The sequence below is a fragment of the Pseudomonas sp. ANT_H4 genome (assembly GCF_008369295.1).
Classification (GTDB): domain Bacteria; phylum Pseudomonadota; class Gammaproteobacteria; order Pseudomonadales; family Pseudomonadaceae; genus Aquipseudomonas.
In genome coordinates this window covers 1-22,183 of sequence record NZ_VOBG01000036.1, presented here as the reverse complement: position 1 = coordinate 22,183, position 22,183 = coordinate 1, and the positions used below count along the sequence as shown (strand labels likewise).

Annotated in this window: 17 protein-coding genes, 3 pseudogenes and 2 riboswitches; of the genes and pseudogenes, 5 read left to right on the top strand and 15 right to left on the bottom strand. The window is 60.5% G+C overall.

The window, feature by feature from the left end:
- Positions 1-43: 43 nt before the first annotated feature.
- From zapE to FQ182_RS27175, 9 genes and pseudogenes are all read right to left on the bottom strand, one after another.
- Positions 44-1,153, bottom strand: coding sequence for a cell division protein ZapE (gene zapE / locus FQ182_RS27215; protein WP_149414609.1), 1,110 nt, complete (start codon positions 1,151-1,153; stop codon positions 44-46).
- Positions 1,154-1,196: 43 nt separating this feature from the next.
- Positions 1,197-1,551, bottom strand: a pseudogene (locus FQ182_RS27210) (nuclear transport factor 2 family protein).
- Positions 1,511-1,853 (bottom strand): annotated as a pseudogene (locus FQ182_RS27205) (helix-turn-helix transcriptional regulator); the annotation flags it as partial. The pseudogenes FQ182_RS27205 and FQ182_RS27210, both read right to left, overlap by 41 nt.
- Positions 1,854-1,996: 143 nt before the next feature.
- Positions 1,997-4,654, bottom strand: a complete 2,658-nt coding sequence (gene pepN / locus FQ182_RS27200) for an aminopeptidase N (protein WP_149414608.1) — start codon at positions 4,652-4,654, stop codon at positions 1,997-1,999.
- Positions 4,655-4,667: 13 nt separating this feature from the next.
- Positions 4,668-5,498: a DUF2797 domain-containing protein gene (locus tag FQ182_RS27195; RefSeq protein ID WP_149414607.1), complete on the bottom strand. Its 831-nt coding sequence runs from the start codon at positions 5,496-5,498 to the stop codon at positions 4,668-4,670.
- Positions 5,495-5,755 carry a YeaC family protein gene (locus FQ182_RS27190; RefSeq protein ID WP_133103236.1) on the bottom strand — a complete coding sequence of 87 codons (261 nt, stop codon included), beginning with the start codon at positions 5,753-5,755 and terminating at the stop codon, positions 5,495-5,497. The genes FQ182_RS27195 and FQ182_RS27190 overlap by 4 nt, the downstream gene beginning before the upstream one ends.
- 30 nt (positions 5,756-5,785) lie before the next feature.
- Positions 5,786-6,655: a rhomboid family intramembrane serine protease gene (locus FQ182_RS27185; RefSeq protein WP_149414606.1), complete on the bottom strand. Its 870-nt coding sequence runs from the start codon at positions 6,653-6,655 to the stop codon at positions 5,786-5,788.
- Positions 6,652-7,626 (bottom strand): metallophosphoesterase, encoded by a 975-nt coding sequence (locus FQ182_RS27180; RefSeq protein WP_178114542.1) that lies wholly within the window; start codon positions 7,624-7,626, stop codon positions 6,652-6,654. The genes FQ182_RS27185 and FQ182_RS27180 overlap by 4 nt, the downstream gene beginning before the upstream one ends.
- A complete protein-coding gene (locus tag FQ182_RS27175; protein WP_149414605.1) occupies positions 7,623-8,513 on the bottom strand; it encodes an NAD(+) kinase in 891 nt (296 codons plus the stop codon). Before FQ182_RS27175 ends, FQ182_RS27180 begins: the two co-directional genes overlap by 4 nt.
- 143 nt (positions 8,514-8,656) lie before the next feature.
- On the opposite strand from FQ182_RS27175, the gene FQ182_RS27170 reads away from it, so the two are divergent.
- Entirely contained in the window at positions 8,657-9,607 is a 951-nt protein-coding gene (locus tag FQ182_RS27170; RefSeq protein WP_149414604.1) for a DUF1853 family protein, read from the top strand.
- 51 nt (positions 9,608-9,658) lie between these two features.
- On the opposite strand, the gene FQ182_RS27165 is transcribed toward FQ182_RS27170, so the two are convergent.
- From FQ182_RS27165 to cobW, 4 genes are read right to left on the bottom strand one after another with little or no spacing between them, the layout of a single operon-like run.
- Positions 9,659-10,261 carry a VWA domain-containing protein gene (locus tag FQ182_RS27165; protein WP_149414603.1) on the bottom strand — a complete coding sequence of 201 codons (603 nt, stop codon included), beginning with the start codon at positions 10,259-10,261 and terminating at the stop codon, positions 9,659-9,661.
- A gap of 53 nt (positions 10,262-10,314) precedes the next feature.
- The gene (locus FQ182_RS27160; protein WP_149414602.1) at positions 10,315-11,319 is read right to left on the bottom strand and encodes an ATP-binding protein; all 1,005 of its coding nucleotides are present in this window, start codon (positions 11,317-11,319) and stop codon (positions 10,315-10,317) included.
- A 26-nt stretch (positions 11,320-11,345) separates the two neighbouring features.
- Positions 11,346-15,119 carry a cobaltochelatase subunit CobN gene (gene cobN / locus FQ182_RS27155; RefSeq protein WP_149414601.1) on the bottom strand — a complete coding sequence of 1,258 codons (3,774 nt, stop codon included), beginning with the start codon at positions 15,117-15,119 and terminating at the stop codon, positions 11,346-11,348.
- A gap of 3 nt (positions 15,120-15,122) precedes the next feature.
- Positions 15,123-16,184 carry a cobalamin biosynthesis protein CobW gene (gene cobW / locus FQ182_RS27150; RefSeq protein ID WP_149414600.1) on the bottom strand — a complete coding sequence of 354 codons (1,062 nt, stop codon included), beginning with the start codon at positions 16,182-16,184 and terminating at the stop codon, positions 15,123-15,125.
- 98 nt (positions 16,185-16,282) lie between these two features.
- Positions 16,283-16,485, bottom strand: a riboswitch (cobalamin riboswitch).
- A 42-nt stretch (positions 16,486-16,527) separates the two neighbouring features.
- Positions 16,528-16,753, top strand: a riboswitch (cobalamin riboswitch).
- 95 nt (positions 16,754-16,848) lie between these two features.
- Here cobW and FQ182_RS27145 point away from each other — a divergent pair.
- The 4 genes from FQ182_RS27145 (at position 16,849) to cobM (ending at position 18,993) form a co-directional block, all read left to right on the top strand.
- Positions 16,849-17,037: a CbtB domain-containing protein gene (locus FQ182_RS27145; protein WP_149414599.1), complete on the top strand. Its 189-nt coding sequence runs from the start codon at positions 16,849-16,851 to the stop codon at positions 17,035-17,037.
- An 11-nt stretch (positions 17,038-17,048) separates the two neighbouring features.
- Positions 17,049-17,753 carry a CbtA family protein gene (locus FQ182_RS27140; protein WP_149414598.1) on the top strand — a complete coding sequence of 235 codons (705 nt, stop codon included), beginning with the start codon at positions 17,049-17,051 and terminating at the stop codon, positions 17,751-17,753.
- Entirely contained in the window at positions 17,750-18,163 is a 414-nt protein-coding gene (locus tag FQ182_RS27135; protein ID WP_149414597.1) for a cobalamin biosynthesis protein, read from the top strand. Before FQ182_RS27140 ends, FQ182_RS27135 begins: the two co-directional genes overlap by 4 nt.
- Before the next feature lie 83 nt (positions 18,164-18,246).
- Positions 18,247-18,993: a precorrin-4 C(11)-methyltransferase gene (gene cobM / locus FQ182_RS27130; RefSeq protein WP_149414596.1), complete on the top strand. Its 747-nt coding sequence runs from the start codon at positions 18,247-18,249 to the stop codon at positions 18,991-18,993.
- A gap of 953 nt (positions 18,994-19,946) precedes the next feature.
- Here the strand turns inward: cobM and nfuA are convergent.
- Both nfuA and FQ182_RS27120 read right to left on the bottom strand, forming a co-directional pair.
- The gene (gene nfuA, locus FQ182_RS27125; protein WP_149415341.1) at positions 19,947-20,531 is read right to left on the bottom strand and encodes a Fe-S biogenesis protein NfuA; all 585 of its coding nucleotides are present in this window, start codon (positions 20,529-20,531) and stop codon (positions 19,947-19,949) included.
- A 93-nt stretch (positions 20,532-20,624) separates the two neighbouring features.
- A pseudogene (locus FQ182_RS27120) lies at positions 20,625-22,070 on the bottom strand (fatty acid cis/trans isomerase); the annotation flags it as partial.
- Positions 22,071-22,183 lie beyond the last annotated feature (113 nt).

Sequence of the window (22,183 nt, the reverse complement as noted above, 5' to 3'; positions counted from 1 at the left end):
TAGATGAAGGAGATTAACGACATCTTCGCGCAGGAGTCTTCTTTCACGGCTGGCCGAAGCGCTGTAGCTGCATCTCTTGCAAACGACTCAAGGTGCGGCGGAACGCAAACTCCAGATACCCTTCGGTGTAGAGCGCTTCCAGCGGCACCTTGGCTTCGATATACAGCGCCACCTTACGGTCATAGCACTCATCCACCAACGCGATAAAGCGACGAACGCTGTCGTCATGCACCGATAACTCGGGCAGTTGGCGATCTCCAGCATCCACACGCAGGGCGCCGTCTTCGGTACCGCGAGCGATTCGTCCAGGGCGTTTTTGCGCACTCAGGTTAGGCACTTCACCGAGCAAAATGGCCTTGAATCGATCACACAGCAGCATGAAATCCATGGCCGCTAATGGCTGTTCGCACAGGTCGGCGTAACGGCACCACAATACGGTGTCGCTGGACTGCACCACGGCGATCGAACGGTAGCCAACAATAACTGGCTCGTCGCTGGTCTGCTGCCCATTGCTCATGCCTTGAAACAGCTCAACCAGCGCCTGCGGCTGGTCAACCCAGTAACGCTGTACTGCCGCGCCGGGGTGCAGCCGATGGTCTTCGCTACCGTCTACCGCCACCACTTGCATATGCCGCTTGATCGCGTCAATTCCAGGCAGGAAGCGATCACGGTTGAAACCGTCGGCATAGAGTTGGTCTGGCGGTTGATTGGAGGTGCAGACCATCACCACCCCTTCCTCGAACATCACCTGAAACAGTCGACCAAGGATGATGGCATCGCCGATGTCATTGACGAACAGCTCATCAAAGCACAACACCCGCACATCTCGGCTCAACTCCCTGGCCAAAGCCTGCAAAGGGTCATGGGTGCCGGTCAACTGGAACGAGCGCTGATGCACCCACCCCATGAAATGATGGAAATGCTGGCGCCGCGCCGGCACCCGCAGGCTCTGGTAAAACTGATCCATCAGCCAGGTCTTGCCACGACCGACCGGCCCCCACAGATAAACACCGGTGATGGGCGTGCGGCCTTGATGCAAGGCTTCGTGACAGTGTTGCAGGGCTTGCACGGCCTGCCATTGGGCCTTGTCGGGGACATAGTCGTTTTCATCGAGGGCATGTTGATAAGCAGCGAGTGGCGAGTCGAAAGTCATAAGAGGCAGTATGCCATGGCGGCGCCATGCCTCGAAGACTGCGTTACAGGGAAATATCCAGCCGCGAGATCTTGCCCTGCTCATTGAGCCGAAAAGTGTAGCGCAATTGCAATGGGCTACCGGGAAAGCTGCCGGTGATCAGGTTGTTCACCAGCACCTTGCCGGTGCGCTGCTGAACATCGAGCACTTCGACCCTGGGCTGGTAACGACGGCCGTTATATTCCATCCAGCGGGCGATGGCGGCGGTGCCAACCTGGTGTCACCCTCATCGAATACATTGGCATCGTCGGCGAAAAATGAGGCACAGCTGATGTATCACCGGCATTGGCGGCAGCAATGTAAGCGGCAATCGCCCTGGGCAATAGGATCGAGGACGGCTTCGATTTTCGCCAGTGCATTCGCGGCCGCCTGACTCAGCACCTCATCGCCGCGCTGATCAACATAACGCAAGCCCAACACGATGGCTTCCGTCTCGTCGGCGTTAAGCATCAAGGGCGGCAGGAACAACCCGCTGCGTAGCACATACCCGACGCCGGCCTCACCGAAGATCGGCGCACCCAGCGCGGTCAATTCAGCAATATCGCGGTAAAGCGTGCGCTCGGACACCTCCAACTCCGTGGCCAGCACGGCGGCGGTCACCGGGCGTTTTTTTGCCCCGCAGGAGTTGTAGCAAGGTCAATAGACGGCTGGTCCGCGACACACTCATCACGCTCGAAGAAAGGGAGACGGCGCAGCTTAGCAAAGAGTCCTGCCAGGAAGTGTCAGTAGCGAGCAGTGGCTCAAGGTGATGGGCTGGGCTGGGCCGGCCCACTCACCAAAATGGGTCGACCCAGAGGACGAGGATTACGCCAGGCTTTTGCTGACCACCTCAAACACATCACTGGACAGTTCGCCGCAAGAACGAATCCGCTCCAGCTCAGCCTTCATCAGCGCCTGACGAGCGCTGTCGTATTTGCGCCAGCGAGTGAGCGGCGCCAATTGCCGGGAGGCGATCTGCGGGTTGAAGGCGTTCAACTGGATCACCATGTCAGCCAGGAAACGATAGCCTGAGCCGTCGGCTGCATGGAAGTTGATCAGGTTCTGCCCGGCGAACGCGCCCACCAAGGCCCGCACCTTGTTCGGGTTCTTGATATTGAACAATGGGTGCTGCATCAACGCCTTGACACGCTCCAGACCGCCCGGCAAGCCGCTGCCAGCCTGAACACTGAACCATTGGTCCATGACCAGCGGGTTGTCCTTGAAGCTCTCGGCGAATACTGCCAGAGCGTTGGCCTTTTCTGTTTCAAATGGCGAGTTGACCAGTACGGCCAATGCCGTCAGGCGCTCGGTCATGTTGTCGCAGGCGTCGAACTGCTCAAGGGTCGCGACCAGCACTTCAGGTTTGCCGCTGAGCATCAGGTACGACAGTGCGATGTTCTGCAGGGCGCGTCGGGCAAAATGCTCGGCAGCGGCCACGTACGGCGTTTGCTTGGACAGGTCGCGGTTGGCCTGGTAGCGCAGCCACAGGCCTTCGAACAAGTTATCGGCCAATTGCTTGCGAGCAAATTCGCGTGCAGCGTGGATGGCGTCGACATCTGCCACTTCACTGATTTGCGCCAGGTAGGCTTCGCTCGGCAACGACAGCATTTCCGCCACCATCGCCTGATCCAGGCTTTCGTCACTCAATACGCTGCGCAGTGCGGTAATCAGACGTTGATCAAGCACCAGTGTCTTGCCTTGCTGATGTTGACCGATCAGCTCCTGCAACACCTGCACCGACAGTTGCTGGCCGGCGTCCCAGCGATTAAAACCGTCGCTGTCGTGCTGCATGAGGAACATCAACTGGTCGCGGCTGTAGGGAAAGCTCAGTTTCACCGGAGCCGAGAAACCCCGCAGCAACGAAGGCAATGGCTGTTCGGCGATGCCGACGAAGGTGAAGGTTTGTTCGGCTTGCGTCACAGACAACACGCGGGACGTACTGCCAGCCGCCGCTTCACCCGCCAGGCGCAAGGCGATATCGGCGCCCTTCCCGTCCAGCAAGCCCAGTTCAACTGGAATCACAAATGGCAGCTTCTCCACCTTGTCCGGGGTTTCAGGGCAGCTTTGACGGAAGGTCAGGATGTAGGTTTTCGCTGCTGCATCGTAGGATTCACTGACCGCCAACCGTGGCGTGCCGGCCTGGCTGTACCAGCGTTTGAACTGGGTCAGGTCGGCGCCATTGGCGTCTTCCATGGCCTTGATGAAGTCGTCGCAGGTCACTGCCTGGCCGTCGTGACGATCAAAGTACAGGTCGCTGCCTTTGCGAAAGCCTTCGGCACCGAGCAAGGTGTGGATCATGCCGACCACTTCAGAGCCCTTTTCGTACACAGTCAGGGTGTAGAAGTTGGAAATCTCGATAAAGCTGTCCGGGCGTACGGCATGGGCCATCGGGCCGGCATCTTCGGCGAACTGGTGGGTGCGCAGGTAGGCCACATCCTGGATACGCTTGACGGTGGCCGAGTTCATGTCGGCGGAGAAGCCCGAATCACGGAATACGGTGAAGCCTTCCTTGAGCGAGAGCTGGAACCAGTCGCGGCAGGTCACGCGGTTGCCCGACCAGTTGTGGAAGTACTCGTGGGCAACGATGGCCTCGACCCGCTGGTGTGCAGCGTCGGTGGCGGTTTCGGCCCGCGCCAGCACGGCGCTGGAGTTGAAAATGTTGAGGCCCTTGTTCTCCATGGCGCCCATATTGAAGTCGTTGACCGCAACGATCATGAAGATGTCCAGGTCGTACTCGCGGCCATAGACTTCTTCGTCCCAGCGCATCGACTTTTTCAGGCTGTTCATGGCGTGCTGGCACTTGTCGATGTTTTCCGGCTCGACATAGATGCGCAGGGCTACCGAGCGTTCGCTCATGGTGGTGAAGGTGTCTTCCACGCACCACAGGTCACCGGCCACCAGCGCAAACAGGTAAGCCGGTTTCATGAACGGATCTTCCCAGGTCGCCCAGTGACGGCCGTCTTCGCCGGGGCCTGTGGCAATCGGGTTGCCGTTGGAGAGCAATACCGGGTAGCTATGTTGCTCGGCGATCACCGTGGTGGTGAACTTGCTCATCACGTCCGGGCGGTCGAGGTAATAGGTGATCTTGCGAAAACCTTCAGCTTCGCACTGGGTGCAGAACATGCCGCTGGACTTGTACAGGCCTTCCAGGGCGGTGTTGGTCTGCGGGTGGATCTTGACGCTGGTGTCGAGGGTAAACGTATCGCTGGCCGGGTGCAGGGTCAGGTGGCTGTCGGTCAACTGGTAGTCAGCCGCCGTCAGTTCCTGGTCAGCCAAGGTCACCGACAGCAGCTCAAGTTGCTGGCCGTCCAGCACCAGCGGCGGCAGGCCCGCGCCACGTTCAGGATTGCGGCGCATCACCAGCTGCGCGTGGACCAGGCTGTGGTCCTCGAACAATTCGAAGGTCAGGTGTGTCTCGTCGATCAGGTATTCAGGCGCCTGATAGTCCTTCAGGTAGATCATCTTCGGTTGTTCGGTGCGCATGCGTCGAATCCTTCTACTGATACACGGCGAGCTGGTAAGCCGTGTATTTACGAATATTGATAACGCCGGTATCGAAGATCAGGTACTGGCCCTTGATCCCCATCAGCGTGCCCTCGGCAATCGGGTTCTTGTCCAGGTTGAAGCTGACAATCTTGGTGGGATACTGCTCCACCGGGTAGCGGATTTCGATAGGCTCGATGTCAGCCACAGGTTGGATGGCTTGTAGGCCAAAGCGTTCCTGCAAGCTCAACAATCCCTCGGCACAGGAGGCAAACAGCTCGTCACGCACCTGTTTGAGGTCCACTGCCGGGGCATCGCCCTTGAGCAGTGCACGCCAATTGGTCTTGTCTGCCACCTGGCTGCGCAACACGTCTTCGACGAAACCGGATTGCTGACGGGTGGCCACGCGCATGATTGGCAGTGCCTGGCTGGCACCCTGGTCCAGCCAGCGCGTCGGCAGCTGGGTGGCACGGGTGATGCCGACCTTGACACCCGACGAGTTGGCCAGGTACACCACGTGGTCGGTCATGCAGAATTTTTCACCCCAGGCCGGATCGCGGCAGGTGCCTGCGTCAAAGTGGCAGCGCTCGGGGCTCATGATGCACAGGTCGCACTGGGCCAGCTTGGTCATGCACGGGTAGCAGTACCCCTGGCTGAAACTGGTCTTGGTCTTGCGTCCGCAATGGCTGCAATGGATCGCGCCCAAGTATTCCAGGCGCACGGTAGTACCGATCAACGGATTGACCGGCACCTCGGCATCGCCCAGGCGAAAGGCATATTGAACGGTCGGCGAGCCCAACTGCACCGACATCTTGCTGACTGCACCACGGCCAATCTCAATCAATGGATGGCATCCGACTTGAACAGGATATTTTCCACGGTGGTCGACTTCGACTGGCATTCTTGCGGGCCCATATAGCCAGTGCGCTGGTCTTCCGGCAGATTTTGCAGCTCCCAGGCGATGACCGCTTGCAGGGACAGTTCACGCTGTTCAGCGGTGAGCTTGCGGCCATCGGACCACTTGCCGATTTCCACGGCGAGCTTGAGGCTCTCGTAGATGTCCGGGGTGATGTTTTCGATCATTTCAGCAAAAGAGGACATAAGACTCTTCCTTAACTAATTAGGAGATATTCAAAGGGCTTGTTTGCGGCGGCTGTACAGCCCGCCCAACAAGCCGGTCAGGCAACCCACTACCAACCCGCCAACGTGGGCGGCGTTGGCGATTTCGCCGAAACCGATCATCGAGACCAGGCCCGACAGGCAAAGCAGCAACCACACCAGCATCATCACCAGCACCCCACGGGGCAGGCGATACGCCGGGTTTGGCGAAAGCATTTGATAGATCCAGCAATGTCCCAGCAGGCCATACAGCACGCCGGACAACCCGCCAAACAGGCCGGGACCGCCGAAATAGTACTGAGCGTAGTTGGAGACCAGGCTGAACAACAGGGTCAGGCCCAGCAGATTGATACTGCCCTGGTGCGACTCGATGCGCCGCCCCAGCTCCCAGTACCACATGCCGTTCATGGCCAGGTGGAGGATGCCGAAGTGGATCAGCATCGGCGTCACCAACCGCCACCACTGCCCCGCCGCCAGGCTGTCGGCCAGGGGTGTGAAATACAGATACTCGCCGGCTACATGGAAGTCCAGGAAGGTCAGCCAGCTCATGGTTTGCAGGTTATCGCCGAGCATGGTCACCGCGCCGACGATCAGGCTGAGCAACAAAATTGCTGCAGTCAGCGGGCTATGGCGCAGTTGCTGGAGAAAACCAGGGCGCTTGGCGACTGGCGCTTCTGGAACATCCAGTTGCTGCTGCGGATCACCAGCGGGAAAACGCTGATACAGGGTCCGCACATCCTCGCTGATGGCATCAGGCACCCACAGCACCTGCTCCCCTGCTTCCTCACTGACGCGATGGGGCACTTGCATGCGCTGCAACAGTTTGACGAAACCACCCAAGTCCACGGTCAAGGGCAAGCGCAATACTGCAACGGTACTCATGAAATCACCTCAGGGCGCTCGACATCGACCCAGACAAACTTGTGCGGGTCCAGACGACTTTCCTGATCCAGCCGATAAGCGACCAGTTTTCCGTACAGCACGGCGCTGTAATCCAGGCAGGCCAGGTTGGGACGGATTGGCGCCGGCTTGCCACTGCGCCAGTAATGGCCGACGAACAGCAATGGCTCGTCGACGCCATAGCGCAGCAGGGAACTCTTTTCAGTGGAAGACAGCGGCGTAGCTGCCACCGGTTCCGGCAGTGCATCGGGCTGGAACACGATATCGCCGTAGGTTTTCGGGTCGTCTTCCCAGAACTTGGTGCGGAAAAATGACCGTGTCAGGCCATCGCCACCGGTCAGCGTCAAGCCGTCCGGCAGGCGCATGTCAGTGCCCCGCAGCAGACGGTCGAAGGCATTGCTGGCGAAACTGCCCGGCACCGCAGCGGCTTGCAGGAAATGCTGGTCAATGCAGCCGTCAGGGAAGTGCGCACGCAGGGGTGCGATAAAACCGTCGTCCCAGCAGGCGTGTACCACGCGAAAGCGCCCGGCATCGACAAACAGCGGCATGTCGTAGAACCAGCCGAGGAAGTCATGCCAGTCTGCCGGGTGCTGTTCGAACTGCTCCAAGGTCTCGTGGATCAGCCGAGCGTGGCGTGGCGTGCGCTCGCGCACAAACTGTTTGCTGCTGCCCGGCGGCGCTGGCGTACTCCAGCCCAGGGCGTTGAACTCATGGTTGCCCATGATGCACAGCGCCTGGCCGGCCTCGGTCATGTCGTGGACGATATGCAGGGCTTCACGGATGCGCGGGCCGCGGTCGATGATATCGCCGAGGAACACGGCCATGCGCGATGGGTGGCGCCAGGTGCCGCCCTGTTTGTGGTAACCCAACAGGTCGAGCAAGTGCTCAAGGGTATGAGCGCAACCGTGCACGTCACCAATCAGGTCGTAGCTACGCGCGGGATCGAGCATCAGTCGCCTCCACCCCCCAAGCGGCTGCCCCAGCCCAGCTTGGTCCGGCAAACTTCGTAATAGTTGTGGTCCAGTGGGTGGATCAGCCGCAGTTTCTGCGCCTTCTTGCTGACGGTGATGGTGTCACCGGGGGCGCAGGTAAAATGGTTCTGCCCATCACAGGAGACTTGCGGGTATATCTGCATGTCTTTGGACACCACGATTTTCAGCTCACTGTTGCCGTCGACCACGATGGGCCTGCTGGACAACATATGGGGGTACATCGGCACGATCACAATGGCGTCGAGCTTGGGGTGCATGATCGGGCCACCCGCCGACAGCGCGTAGGCCGTGGAACCCGTGGGCGTGGCGACGATCAGGCCATCGGCCTTCTGGCTGCAGACAAACTGGCCGTCGATGTACAGTTCGAACTCGATCATCCGCGTCGACTTGCCGGGGTGCAGCACCACATCGTTGAGGGCATCGCCCTGGCCAATGGCTTCGCCGTGGCGGCGCACTTCGGCCTGCAGCAGGAAGCGGTTTTCCACCAGGTAATGGCCGTCGAGCACCTTGGCCACTTCGACTTCCAGCTCATCGGGGCGAATGTCGGTGAGAAACCCCAGGCTGCCACGGTTGATCCCCAGCACCGGCACGTTATGCCGGGCCAGCGCGCGCGCAGCGCCCAGCAGGCTGCCGTCGCCGCCGACCACGATGACCATGTCGCAGACTTCGCCGAGCATCTTGCGCGAAGAGGTTTGCAGGCCATGGCCCGGCAGAATCTCGGCGATAGTGTCTTCGAGAATCACATGCAGGTGGCGCTCAAGCAGAAACTTCTTCAGCCGGCGGACGGTATCCAGGGCCTGTGTACTGCCCAGGCGACCGATAATGCCGATATTGCGAAATTGCTCCATGGGGCTCCTGCAGGGTTGGGGTCTGGCAAAAAAGAACGATTATGGGCGAAAGGCGGCGTTAGACAAAATCCTTTGTAGCCGCAAAGGCCAGACGACAACGGTTCTCAGCCACGCATGCCCGCGTAAAAGGCTATGCTCGCACCATGACTTTGTTCGCTGATTTACAGAACCTGCCCCGCCAGCTGTGCCACCCCGAGGTACGCGACCTAGCGTGGGTGATACTCGCCCCACCGATGCTGGCGCAAACACCCTGGCCGCAACGCCATCCGCTGGCAGGCAGCGATTGGGTGCAAGCACCGCACCAGTTGGAACAATGGCTGCACCAGTTGGACCAGGACAGCAGCGCCTTGCAGCACTGGTTGAACCAGGCCCGAACCCGGCGCCTGGGCTTGTATTACGAGCGGTTGTGGCAATTCGCCGTGCAGCACGCGCCGGGAGTGGAACTGCTTGCCGCCAACCTGCCGATCCGCCAGGCCGGGCATACCTTGGGTGAGTTGGACATATTGCTGCGTGACCGCGACGGCGTGCATCACTTGGAACTGGCTATCAAGCTGTATCTGGGACCTGCAGAGGGTGACGGCCGCGATACAGCGCAATGGCTGGGGCCTGGCTGTCACGATCGGCTGGACCGCAAGCTGGCTCACCTGGCGCAGCATCAATTGCCAATTTCCGCCCGCCCGGAAAGCCGTGAAGCCCTGGCAGCGCTGGGTATCCAGCACTTTGATGCACACTTGTGGCTGGGCGGGTACTTGCTGTATCCGTGGCCTGGTATTGCCCAGGCTCCGACTGGTGCGCATCCGCAGCACTTGAATGGGCGTTGGTTGCATCAGCGGGACTGGCCAAGGTTTACCAAACAAAGCCCGCCTGGACGCTGGCAGCCTTTGCCCCGCCATGCCTGGCTCGCGCCCGCGCATTACCCGGCTGATCAGGTGTGGAATGAAGAGCAGATGCGAGGCTGGCTGGCGCAGCTGGACCCAATAGCGCCGGCGCAACTGCTGGTACGACTGGCTGAAAATAGCGCAGGCGATTGGGAGGAAGCCGAGCGGTTATTTCTGGTGGCAGACCTTTGGCCGAATGTGCCGGGTGCTGGTTGAATGAGATTCTGGAATTGGGCTCGACAGCTATGAGGAACAATGAGTGCGCCGTTAAAGGCTATCGATATGCCGATAATCCACATTCAACCCGAGAGCCAGCTCTTTGGCGCGACCCAGCCTGATCGGCCCCCGCTCGATATCCACCAGTAATCCCGGACAGTCGAGCTGCGCTAATCCCATCACATCCTTAAGTCGCCCATCAGTGATCACCAGCAACCGCTGCTGCTCCGCCGGATAGCGTTTGCGCCGGGCAACCAGCCAGTCGCTGGCCTCGCCAAGTGCCGCCAGCAATGGCGTGCCGCCGCCAGCGCCGAGTTCGTCGAGCCACCGGCTCAGCCCTTTTGCCGCCTTCAACCCCTGCACCTGCCATTTGGGCAACTGGCCGCTCACCGTCAGCAACGCCATCCGGGCGCGCTGGCGATAAGCATCATCAAACACCTGCGCCAGCAAGCCCTTGGCGTCGCTCAGTGCTTGATGCCGCCGAGTAGACGCCGAGGCATCGACAATCACCAGCCATAACTCATGGGGTGAGCGGTTGCGCAGGCGGTACAGCAAATCCTCACGGCGTTGCGGTCGCCCGCCGAGCAAGGTACCCGGCCAATTGATCGAGCCCTCGCTGGCGGTTCGCGCCTGCCCTTGTCTGCCCTTGTCCAATCGACCCGCCTTGGGTCGGGCATCCGCCCCCGCGTCAGGTCGAGGGCGAATGCCTAGGGCTTTTTTGGCCAGGTTGGAACATCCCGCCGAGCACCGACCGACAATGCGGGCGCAGGCATATCGCCCCACAGCCCTTGGCCCTGGGCAGGCGATGAGTCGGCTGGTTTCGATGATTGACCTGTATTGGGCGGGCTCGCCGGCGGGGAGTGTTCCTCACGGCGGTGACGCAGGGCGAACTCAGCCACGGCCTCGATATCTTCCACGCTGATGGTGCCAGCCCCACGCCACGCGGCATGGGCTCGAGCGCCACGCAGCCAGACCAGGTCGGCACGCAAACCATCGACCCCAGCGGCAAAGCAACGCTCAGTGATCTCGGCCAACGCCTGGTCATCCAGGGGAATACTTTCCAGCACTGCCCGCGCCTGGGTGCAACGCTCACGCAGCGCCGCCTGTTGATCAGCCCACTGCGCGCAGAACCCTTGGGGATCGCTGTCGAAATCCAGGCGGCGGCGGATGATCTGCCCACGTTCGGCAGGCAGGGTTTGCCCACTCAGGGCCACGTTGAGCCCAAAGCGGTCGAGCAACTGCGGGCGCAACTCGCCTTCTTCCGGGTTCATGGTGCCGATCAGTACGAAGCGCGCTGAATGCCGATGGGAAATGCCGTCACGTTCGATCAGGTTGGTGCCGCTGGCGGCCACGTCCAACAGCAGGTCCACCAGATGATCGGGCAACAGGTTGACCTCATCGACATAAAGCACGCCGCCGTCGGCCTTGGCCAGCACGCCAGGGGAAAACTGTGCCCGGCCTTCGCCCAGCGCCGCGTCGAGGTCGAGGGTGCCTATCAGCCGTTCTTCGGTGGCGCCCAAGGGCAGCGTGACGAACTGACCGCTGGCCAACAGGTCCGCCAGGCCACGGGCCAAGGTGGACTTGGCCATGCCGCGCGGGCCTTCGATCAGTACCCCGCCGATTTTCGGGTCGATGGCGGTCAGGCACAGGGCCAGCTTGAGGTCATCGGCGCCGACAACGGCGGACAGCGGGAAATGAGGGGTATCAGTCATCGCGAGTTCTCGGTGAGTGCTGTGACTCAGTTGTCTTCTTCTATATCCAACAACAAATTTTCCAACGCCTCGCGGTACGCTCCAGGCTCCTGCCACATACCCCGCTGCTGGGCTTCCAGCATGCGTTCGGTCATATCGCGCAAGGCGTCGGGATTATGTTGCTGCACGAAAGCACGGGTGTCAGGGTCGAGCAAATAGGCGTCGGCCAACAGCGCGTACTGGTGATCGTCGATCAGCGCGGTGGTGGCGTCAAAGGCAAACAGGTTATCGACCGTTGCCGCCATCTCGAACGCGCCTTTATAGCCATGGCGCTTGACCCCTTCGATCCACTTGGGATTCGCTGCACGGGCGCGGATCACCCGGTTCAGCTCTTCCTTCAAGGTGCGGATTTTCGGCAGGTCCGGCTGGCTGTGGTCGCCATGATAACTGGCGGCCTTGTCGCCACTCAGGGTTTCCACGGCGGCGAGCATGCCACCCTGAAACTGGTAGTAATCGTTGGAATCAAGCAGGTCGTGCTCGCGATTGTCCTGGTTCTGCAACACCGCCTGGACCTGGCTCAGACGCTGGGCGAACTGTTCGCGGGCGGCGGTACCTTCATCGGAGCCGCCATAAGCGTAACCACCCCAATTGAGGTACACCTCGGCCAGGTCTTCGCGGCTCTGCCACAGACGACCGTCGATTGCGCCCTGCACGCCAGCGCCGTAAGCACCCGGTTTCGCCCCGAAGATTCGCCAGCCGGCCTGCTTGGCAGCGGCTTCTTCATCCAGACCGGACAAGCGCAAGGCCTCTCGCTCGCTGCGCACCTTGGCAGCCAGCGGGTTCATATCATCAGGCTCATCCAACGCGGCGACCGCTTGCACCGCAGCATCAAACAACCGGATCAGGTTGGCGAAGGCATCGCGAAAAAACCCCGAGACCCGTAACGTGACATCAACACGCGGACGGTCCAGCAGGCTCAACGGCAAGATTTCAAAGTCATCCACCCGCTGACTGCCGGTGGCCCACACAGGGCGCACGCCCATCAGCGCCATGGCCTGGGCGATGTCATCGCCGCCGGTACGCATGGTAGCAGTGCCCCACACCGACAGGCCGAGCTGACGCAGATGGTCTCCATGGTCTTGCAGGTGTCGCTCAAGAATCAGGCTGGCTGACTGGAAGCCAATGCGCCAGGCGGTGGTGGTCGGCAGGTTGCGCACGTCCACCGAGAAAAAATTACGCCCAGTGGGCAGCACGTCCAACCGACCACGGCTGGGCGCTCCGCTGGGACCGGCGGGGACGAAGCGCCCGCTCAGGGCATCCAGCAAGCCGCGCATCTCCGCCGGGCCGCAGGCATCCAGGCGCGGAGCGACGACGATGCGCAGGCTTTCGATCACCGCCTTGACGTCGTGCCAGCCGGGTTCTTCAAGTTGCTCGACCGGCCCTTCAAGCGCCTGCTCAATCAAGCGCGCGGCATACAGTTCCAGGCGCTCACGGGTGTCGCCAGCGGTGCGCCACAATTGTGGATCGATCGTGTGTAATACCTCGGGGCGAGGCCCGGTCCAGGGTTCGGCCAGGGCGCAATCCAGCGGATCGAAGCCCAGCTCGAAAGCCTTGGCCAACACCCGCAGCAAACTCGATTGCGGACCACGGCCATCGCCACGGGGAATGCGTAGCAAAGCCAGCAACGTGTCGATGCGCAAGCGGCCAACGGGTGATTCACCGAAGATATGCAAGCCGTCGCGAATCTGCGACTCCTTCAGATCACACAGGTAAGTATCCAGGCGCGGCAGCCAGATCGCCGCATCGGCGTCGCTGTCGAGGTTTTCGTCCAGCGCCAACTCTTGGTCGATGCGAGTTTCCCGCACCAGCTTGAGAATGTCCTTTTGCAGCTCCCTGGCTCGACGCGGGTCGAGCAGTTGCGCTTCGTAATACTCGTCGGCCAACAGTTCCAGGTTACGCAATGGGCCGTATGTTTCGGCGCGGGTCAGCGGCGGCATCAGGTGGTCGATGATCACCGCCTGGGTGCGACGCTTGGCCTGGGCGCCCTCGCCCGGATCATTGACGATAAACGGATAGATATTCGGCAGCGGGCCAAGTAATGCATCCGGCCAGCAATTTTCCGAAAGCCCGACGCCTTTACCGGGCAACCACTCCAGATTGCCGTGCTTGCCAACGTGAATCACTGCGTGGGCGCCGTAGGTCTGGCGCAACCAGAAGTAGAACGCCAGGTAACCGTGGGGCGGCACCAGGTCCGGGTCGTGATACACCGCGCTGGCGTCGACCTGATAACCCCGGGCCGGCTGGATACCGATAAACGTCAGGCCCAAGCGCAGGCCGGCGATCATCATGCGCCCGTCGCGGAACATCGGGTCGGTGTGCGGCGAACCCCAGCGTGCGAGCACCGCCTGCCGATTGCTTTCAGGCAGGCGATTGAACATTGCCTCGTAGTCGTCCAAACCCAGGCTTTGATGGCAGGGACGCAGGTCGAGGCTGTCGAGGTCGTTGGTGACACCGCCCAGCAAGTCCTGGATCAGTTGCGTACCACTTTGCGCTAACACGTCCGGCAGCGGATAACCTTCAATCTGCAACGCCCGCAGAATATTCAGCGCGGCGGCCGGGGTATCGAGGCCTACGCCATTACCGATGCGGCCATCACGGGTTGGATAATTGGCGAGAATCAGGGCGATGCGTTTTTCAGCATTAGGCACCCGCGCCAGGTCGACCCAGCGCCGCGCCAGGTCGGCGACGAAGTCCATGCGCTCAGGTTGCGCCCGGTAGCACACCACATCGGACTGGCTGCGCTCGCTGCGCCAAGCCAGGTCCTTGAAGCTGATGGGGCGGCTGATGATCCGCCCGTCCAGCTCCGGCAAGGCAATGTGCATGGCCAGGTCACGGGGGCCAAGGCCTTGCTCGCTGGCCTGCCAGGCGGGTTCGTTGTCCTGGGCACAAATGGCCTGGATCACCGGAATATTGCGGCGAAACGGTCGCAAGTGCGGCGCTTCGGGGCTGGATTGGGCGAAACCGGTGGTGTTGAGAATCACCGCGGCCTGGACCTCATCCAGCAAGTCCTCGACCACTGTCAGGCAGCCGGGCTCTTTCAAACTGGCCACAGCCATGGGCAATGGGTTCAACCCCGCTGCCTGCAGGCGCTGGCAGAACACATCGATAAAGCCGGTATTGGCCGCCTGCAAATGGGAGCGGTAGAACAGCACTGCTGCCACGGGAAGATCGGGCTGCCAGTCGGCCTGCCAATCACTCAGGCACGCGTTGGCTTTATGGGGATGATAAATCGCCGTACGCGGCAGGATTTGCGGCTCGGACCAGCCATAGTCGCGCCCCAGATACCCGTTGGCCAGGCAGCGATAGAAATCCAGCGCATTGCCCAGGCCGCCCTGGCGCAGGAAGTGCCAGAGCCGATCGCGCTCTTGCGCGCTGACGGTACTCAGGCCGCTGAGTTCCGGGTCTGGACGGTCGTCACCTGGCACCAAAATCAGTTGCACGCCGCGCTCGGCCAACTGCACCAAACGCTCGATACCGTAACGCCAATAACCGATCCCACCATGCAGCGAAATCAGGATGACCTTGGCGTGGCGCAGCACCTCATCGACATACAGGTCGACCGAGCCGTGGTTCTGCACCTGCATCGGGTTGGCCAGGCGCAGGCTCGGGTAATCCTCGGGCAACTGCTGGGCAGCTTCGGCCAGCAGCGCCAGGCTGGAGTCGCCGCTGCACAGGATCACCAAGTCGGCGGGGGTTTGTCCAAGGTCGGCAATGTTGTCATCCGAGACGAAACCGCCGGGCTGGGTCCTGAGCAGGTGCATGGCTTAAACGCTGAGGGCGGCGCGTAATTGCGCTTCGAGCAAGGTGGCGTCCAGCTCCTGGCCGATCAGCACCAGATGTGTGGCGCGCGGCTCATCGGCGCGCCAGGCACGGTCGAAGTGCTTGTCGAAACGGGTGCCCACACCCTGGATCAGCAGGCGCATTGGCTTGTTGGGGATTGCGGCGAAGCCCTTGACCCGCAGGATGCCGTGTTGGACCACCAGTTGGGTCAAGGCATCGAGCAGCAGACTTTCGTCGGCTTGTGGCAGCTCGATGGAAATCGAGTCGAAGGCGTCATGGTCGTGGCCATGCTCACCTTCGTGATGATGATCGTGATGGCTGTGGCGGCCGTCGATGTGTTCTTCGGAACCGGCGCCCAGGCCAATCAACACGTCCAATGGCACGCGACCGCTGCTGGCTTCGATGATCTTCACCGCTGGCGGCAACTCTTCAGCCACTTCCAGGCGCACGCGGGCCAAGTCTTCGGCGCTGATGAGGTCAGATTTGTTGAGGATCACCAGGTCGGCGCTGGCCAGTTGGTCGGCGAACAGCTCGTGCAGTGGTGATTCGTGGTCCAGGTTCGGGTCAAGTTTGCGCTGGGCATCCACCTGATCCGGGAACGCAGCGAAGGTGCCAGCAGCCACGGCCGGGCTGTCGACCACGGTGATCACCGCATCCACGGTGCAGGCGCTGCGAATTTCCGGCCATTGAAAAGCCTGGACCAACGGTTTTGGCAGGGCCAGGCCCGAGGTTTCGATGAGAATGTGGTCGAGGTCGCCGCGTCGGGCTACCAGCTCGCGCATTACCGGGAAGAACTCTTCCTGAACGGTGCAGCACAGGCAACCGTTGGCCAGTTCATAAACGCGGCCGTTGGCTTCTTCTTCGGTGCAACCGATGGAGCACTGCTTGAGGATTTCACCGTCGATGCCCAGCTCGCCGAACTCGTTGACGATCACGGCGATGCGGCGGCCCTGAGCGTTGTCGAGCATATGGCGCAACAAGGTGGTTTTACCCGAACCGAGAAAGCCGGTAACGATGGTGACGGGGAGTTTGGCCAGTGTTTTCATCGGATGCCCTTTGGCAAGGTGGCGGGCATACGGGACGATTGGCCCTGCGGCGGCGCGCAGAAGCCCATTTCGCCACCGGATCACCCCGCCCGGTTGAAAGTTAAGAATCGTAGCGAGGCAGGTCTCCTGGCTTGGGGCTTGCCGGTCTTGCGACTGGCGCTGGCTGCGCCTTCCCGCCTTGTTCAGGCAGTGGCGTGGCAGTCAGATCAACCCTTTACAGTTGCGGGGGCAGCCGCGGCATCAACCGCGTTCCCTTCTTAGCTTCGACCTGGGCCGAAGAACCTCGAAAGCGCAAGGCTACAGGGGCTCGGCCAATTTGACTACCATCCCTCGCCCATGCTCTCCTACACATCTTGTTTCGGGTGCCCTTCACAGGGTGAAACGGGAAACCGGTAAATCATGTGCTTGACTCAAGCCATGACCAGTCCGGTGCTGCCCCCGCAACGGTAAGCGAGCGAAGCATCAGATCCACTGTGCCGAGATGGCATGGGAAGGCGATGCTTTTAGGTCGACTCTTTTCAAGAGCCCCCTCGCAAGCCCGGAGACCGGCCCGATCAATCAAATAACAAACCCGCGGTGGGCGGGCGCTGTTCAGAACCCTGCGTGCCTGGCTCGCAGGGTTTTCATGCGCTCGTTTCACCCTGACACTCGAAAGGGACGTGCCATGTCGATCATCAGCAGCACCTCGCATACCGCAAGCAACACCGCCACCTTGAGCCAACGCCTGACCGCCGCCATCGGTGCGTCGATTCTGGGCGCGTGCCTGGTGTATTTCGCCGGCTTCTCCCATATCGAGGCCGTGCACAACGCCGCCCACGATACCCGCCACAGCGCCGCGTTCCCGTGCCATTGAGACCTGCCGACATGATCAAGCGAATTGCCCAAACCGCAGGGTTCACTGGCCTGCTGGCTGCCCTGTTGCTGACCCTGCTGCAAAGCTTCTGGGTCGCGCCGCTGATTCTCCAGGCGGAAACCTTCGAAAACGTCACGGCCGCTGTCGAAGTACATGAACATGCCAACGGCACCGCTGCCACTCACAGCCACGACGCCGAAGCCTGGGAGCCGGAAAACGGCTGGCAGCGCGTGCTGTCCACCACGGGCGGCAACCTGGTGGTCGCGGTCGGCTTCGCGCTGATGCTGGCCGGCCTCTACACCTTGTGTGCGCCAACCCGCACCGCTCAGGGCCTGCTGTGGGGCCTGGCCGGTTACGCAACCTTCGTCCTGGCGCCAACCCTTGGCTTGCCACCGGAACTGCCGGGCACCGCTGCGGCTGACCTGGCGCAACGGCAAATCTGGTGGATCGGCACGGCCGGTTCCACTGCCGCCGGTATTGCGTTGATCGTGTTCGGTCGCAACTGGCTGCTGAAAGTGTTGGGCGTAGCAATCCTGGCGGTGCCCCATGTGATTGGCGCACCGCAACCGGAAGCCCATTCAATGCTGGCTCCTGAAGCGCTGGAAACGCAGTTCAAGATTGCCTCGCAATTGACCAACGTTGCCTTCTGGCTGGCCCTGGGCCTGATCAGCGCCTGGCTGTTTCGCCGTAACCGTGACGATCAATACTCGGCATGACCACTGACAACACAGCCCCGACCCTGGTGGTCGGCCTGGGTTGCCAGCGTGGCTGCGACACTGACACCCTGCTTGCCCTGTTCAACAAGGCCCTCGACGAGGGCGGCATCGATCGCCAACGCATCACTGCGCTGGCCAGTATTGATCTCAAACAGGATGAACCGGGGCTGTTGGCATTGGCCAAGGCCTTGAACCTGCCGCTGCAGTTTTTCAGTGCCGGGCAATTGGCACTTTATGAACCCCGGTTGAGCCACAAGTCTGCTATCGCCTTCACCCATACCGGCTGCCATGGCGTTGCCGAAAGTGCCGCCCTGGCCTTGGCTGAACACTTGGCCCAGGGGTCGGCGAGACTGCTGATCACCCGTCAGAAAAACGCCCAGGCCACCTTTGCGTTAGCCAGTTGCGGCTAAAATCTCGATAATCGCCAGCCTTGATCATGAGCAATCTTCATCTGAAGCCTTGCACGCTTGTTTTTTTTGCATAGGAAACCGTCATGACCGTCTTTTTCATCGGCGCAGGCCCCGGCGATCCCGAACTGATTACCGTCAAGGGCCAGCGGCTGATTCGCAACTGCCCGGTGATCATTTATGCAGGCTCACTGGTACCGGCCGCCGTGCTGGAAGGCCATCAGGCCGAACAGGTGATCAACAGCGCCGAATTACACCTTGAGCAGATCATCGGTTTGATCAAGGCCTCCCACGAAAAAGGCCAGGACGTGGCACGGGTGCATTCCGGCGACCCGAGCTTGTATGGTGCGATTGGCGAGCAGATTCGCTGCCTGCGGGAGCTGGGCATTCCCTTCCAGATCATTCCGGGCGTGACAGCCGTGGCCGCCTGTGCGGCGCTGCTGGAGGCTGAACTGACCCTGCCGGATATCGCCCAGAGTGTGATCCTGACCCGCTATGCCGATAAAACTGCGATGCCAGCGGGAGAGTCATTTAATAGTCTGGCCAGCCACGGTACGACTATGGCGATTCATCTGGGGGTCAATCATCTGGAGAAGATCGTCGCTGAACTGCTGCCTCACTACGGCGCCGACTGCCCGATTGCCGTGGTGCATCGCGCAACCTGGCCAGATCAGGATTGGGTTATCGGTACGTTGGCGGATATTGCCGAAAAGGTAGCGGCCAAGGGATTCAGGCGGACGGCGTTGATTGTGGTGGGCCGGGTGTTGGCCAGTGACGGTTTCAGCGAGTCATCGTTGTATCGTGCAGGTCATGCGCACTTATATCGGCCTTGAGTATTCCCGGATGCTAATGCAAAACCCTGTGGGTTGGGTTGGGTACATATCCGTTATTTTAGTCAGGGCGGCTTAGGGTTACGCCCTTACGGCGTGTCACTTTTGAAAAGAGCCCAAAAGTAACCAAAAGGCTCTTGCCCCACCACTTGGTGCCTCGCCTAGGCTCGGCATGCCTTCACTCCGGCATTGCTCCGTGGGCCGCCGCGATGGGCCATCCTTGGCCCAGCGCGGCTAAACCGGCGTCCTGCCGGTTTACCCACGGATCAATACCTGCGTTCAGCCATCGTGGTTAACGGGGCGCCTAAGATCAAAAGCAAAAGCACGGCGGCCTGGTAGCCGACCTGAGTGGTGAAAAGCAAGAGCGGATCTACTGCCACCTGTAGGAGCGAGCTTGCTCGCGATGGTCGTTAACGATGACGCTGGCATCCTGAATCACCGCGGCGCCCTCAGGTTCTTCGCGAGCAAGAACTAGGCGTCCCCCTCGCTCCTACAGAAAAACGGATGGCTCTTGATCTGCCTGCCCATAAAACCAGAGGCCGAACGCAGGTGTTACGCAGTGGGTAAACCGGCAAGGATGCCGGTTTAGTCGCGCTGGGCCAGGGATGGCCCATCGCGGCGACCCACGGAGCAATGCCTTCGTTCGGGTACGCCGAGCCTAGGCGAGGCGCCGATAGGTAGGGCAGGAGCGTTTTGGTTACTTTGCCGCTTTTGCAAAGTGACACGCCGTAAGGGCGTAACCCTAAGCAGCCATTACCGCAGCAACGGATATGTACTCTAATCTGCCCCCAGCCATCAGTAACCTCAAGAGAGGTATAGATACCTATGGCTATCGCAGGCAAACCTTCCCCCCACACTTAACCCTAATTATTACAAAACCCATATAACCCGTTGAATTAAGCTCATAAAAAAACGGCGCTCACGGGGCGCCATTTTTCATGCTCGCAGCGAACACCTTAGTAGTAGGCGTTTTCTTTCTGCGTGTGGTCAGTCACATCACGTACACCCTTGAGCTCGGGAACCCGCTCAAGCAAGGTGCGCTCGATGCCTTCGCGCAAGGTCACGTCCGCCTGGCCGCAACCCTGGCAACCGCCGCCGAATTTCAACACGGCAATACCGTCATCCACTACGTCGATCAGGCTGACCTGGCCGCCGTGGCTGGCCAACCCAGGGTTGATCTCGGTTTGCAGGTAATAGTTGATACGCTCGTTGACCGGGCTGTCGGCGTTGACGCTCGGCACCTTGGCGTTAGGCGCTTTGATGGTCAACTGGCCGCCCATGCGATCGGTGGCGTAGTCAACCACGGCATCGTCAAGAAAGGCTTCGCTGAAGGCGTCGATGTACGCCGTGAAGCTTTTGAGCCCCAGGGCGGTATCTTCGGGTTTCTCTTCCCCCGGCTTGCAGTAGGCAATGCACGTCTCTGCATACTGGGTGCCAGGCTGGGTGATAAAGACACGGATACCGATGCCTGGAGTGTTCTGCTTGGACAGCAGATCAGCCAGGTAATCGTGGGCGGCGTCGGTAATGGTTATGGCAGTCATGGAAAATCCTCACAGGCTTGTCGGCAGTTTACGCCAATCATTGCGGAGGCACAAAGTCCTAGTATTTTTGTCGGAAAAGAAAACGCGCCGTAATCAAAGGTTTTCATAGCGATTCATGTCCAATACGCCCTCTTCCATCGGCGTTGTTTCACGGATGTACTGCGACAAGTCGTGGAAATACAGCCAAAACTGCGGATGAGTGCGGCGCACACCCCAGCGGTCGACAATTCTCTCAAACCGCTTGGCATCCTTGGCGTGTTCCATGTCTTCGACGAACTCGGGCACGTCTTCGGCAGCCATATTGAATATGAAGTTCGGATAGCTGCTGAGTACGCCGGGATAAATGGTCAGGGTGTCCAGACCAGGCTGATAGCGATAGGCCTCACCGAGCATGAACGCTACGTTGCTATGGGCGCGATTGCGTAACAGGCTGTAGACCTCGCGCTTGCCGCTACGGGTCTCGATGCGCAACATCGTTGCTTCAGGCAGTTGCTCGATCACCTTGAGGCCCGCCGCAGGTCGGGAGGTCAGGCGACTCAACGCCTGCTCGGCGTCTCGCAACGCCGGATCAATTGCGGGCCGCGAACAGTACGCGCCGATGCAGCGGTTGATCGGGTCAGGGCTGGCATTGAGGTCGCCATAACGGGCGAGCAACTGGTTGGCAAAATCGCGCTTGGGGTCCTTCTCATCCAGCTTCAGCCCGCTGGGCTTGTCATTATCGATAGCCTCATAGTCCAGCCACAGCTTGACCTTGCCGCTGTTCTGGTACCAGTCATCGAGAAATCCATCCCGGGAATCGGCGGGCATCAAGCGCAGGAAGTTCTGCTCGGCGCCGTTGCGGATCAGGTCGAAATACAGCCGGGTCTGCGCCTGGTGGGAGACATTGCCGAACACGTCAAAGTTGACCGCCAACTGGTAATAGGTCCGCTCCAGCAGCGGATAGTCGAACAACCACATCGTTTGCGGTACTTCGCCGATCAGGCCCTTGTTCACTGACGCGCTGTCGAAATGGCGGAAGACCGACAGCAAGGCATTGTCATTACCCGTCCACAGGCTCGACCAACTCGGCGGCGGCAGATCCGCGTAGCTGTCCCGGCGCAGGGCTTCGTATTCGTTGCGCTTGTCGCGGTAGGCCCGCCACAGGCTCAACACACTGCCCACATCGTCGTTCTGCCCCGGCATCGCCAGCAACGGAGTGGTCTGGCCGCGATAACTGGCGTCGGTGATGTACAGGTCGTGCTCAGGGTCTTGGAACAGGGTCCAGTAGTTGTCGCGGATCACGTCCGTGGCGATTTGCCCACGGCATACCGGCCCGCGAATAAAGGTGCGCACGAAGTATTCCGCGTTATCCAGCATGAACTGGTAGCGCGCCTTGGCCGGGATGGCCTCGAAGGTCTCGAACGGATTGGCCCGGCGTGCAGGACCATAGCCAGGTAGCGCGTGGACCTGCCAGTCGCCGCTGTAGAACAGCGCCTTGATCCGGGCCATTTTCTCGGCGCTGAACGGGTACGTGATATGCGTCTTGTGTGGATTTGCCCCTACAAAACCGGACACCAACTCCCTGTTAAATTGGTGCTGCCGCCAAGCGCCTGAACTCCCTCGGTGAGCGATAGTTCAAAGCGCTGTGCGGATGCTGCTCGTTGTAATGTTCA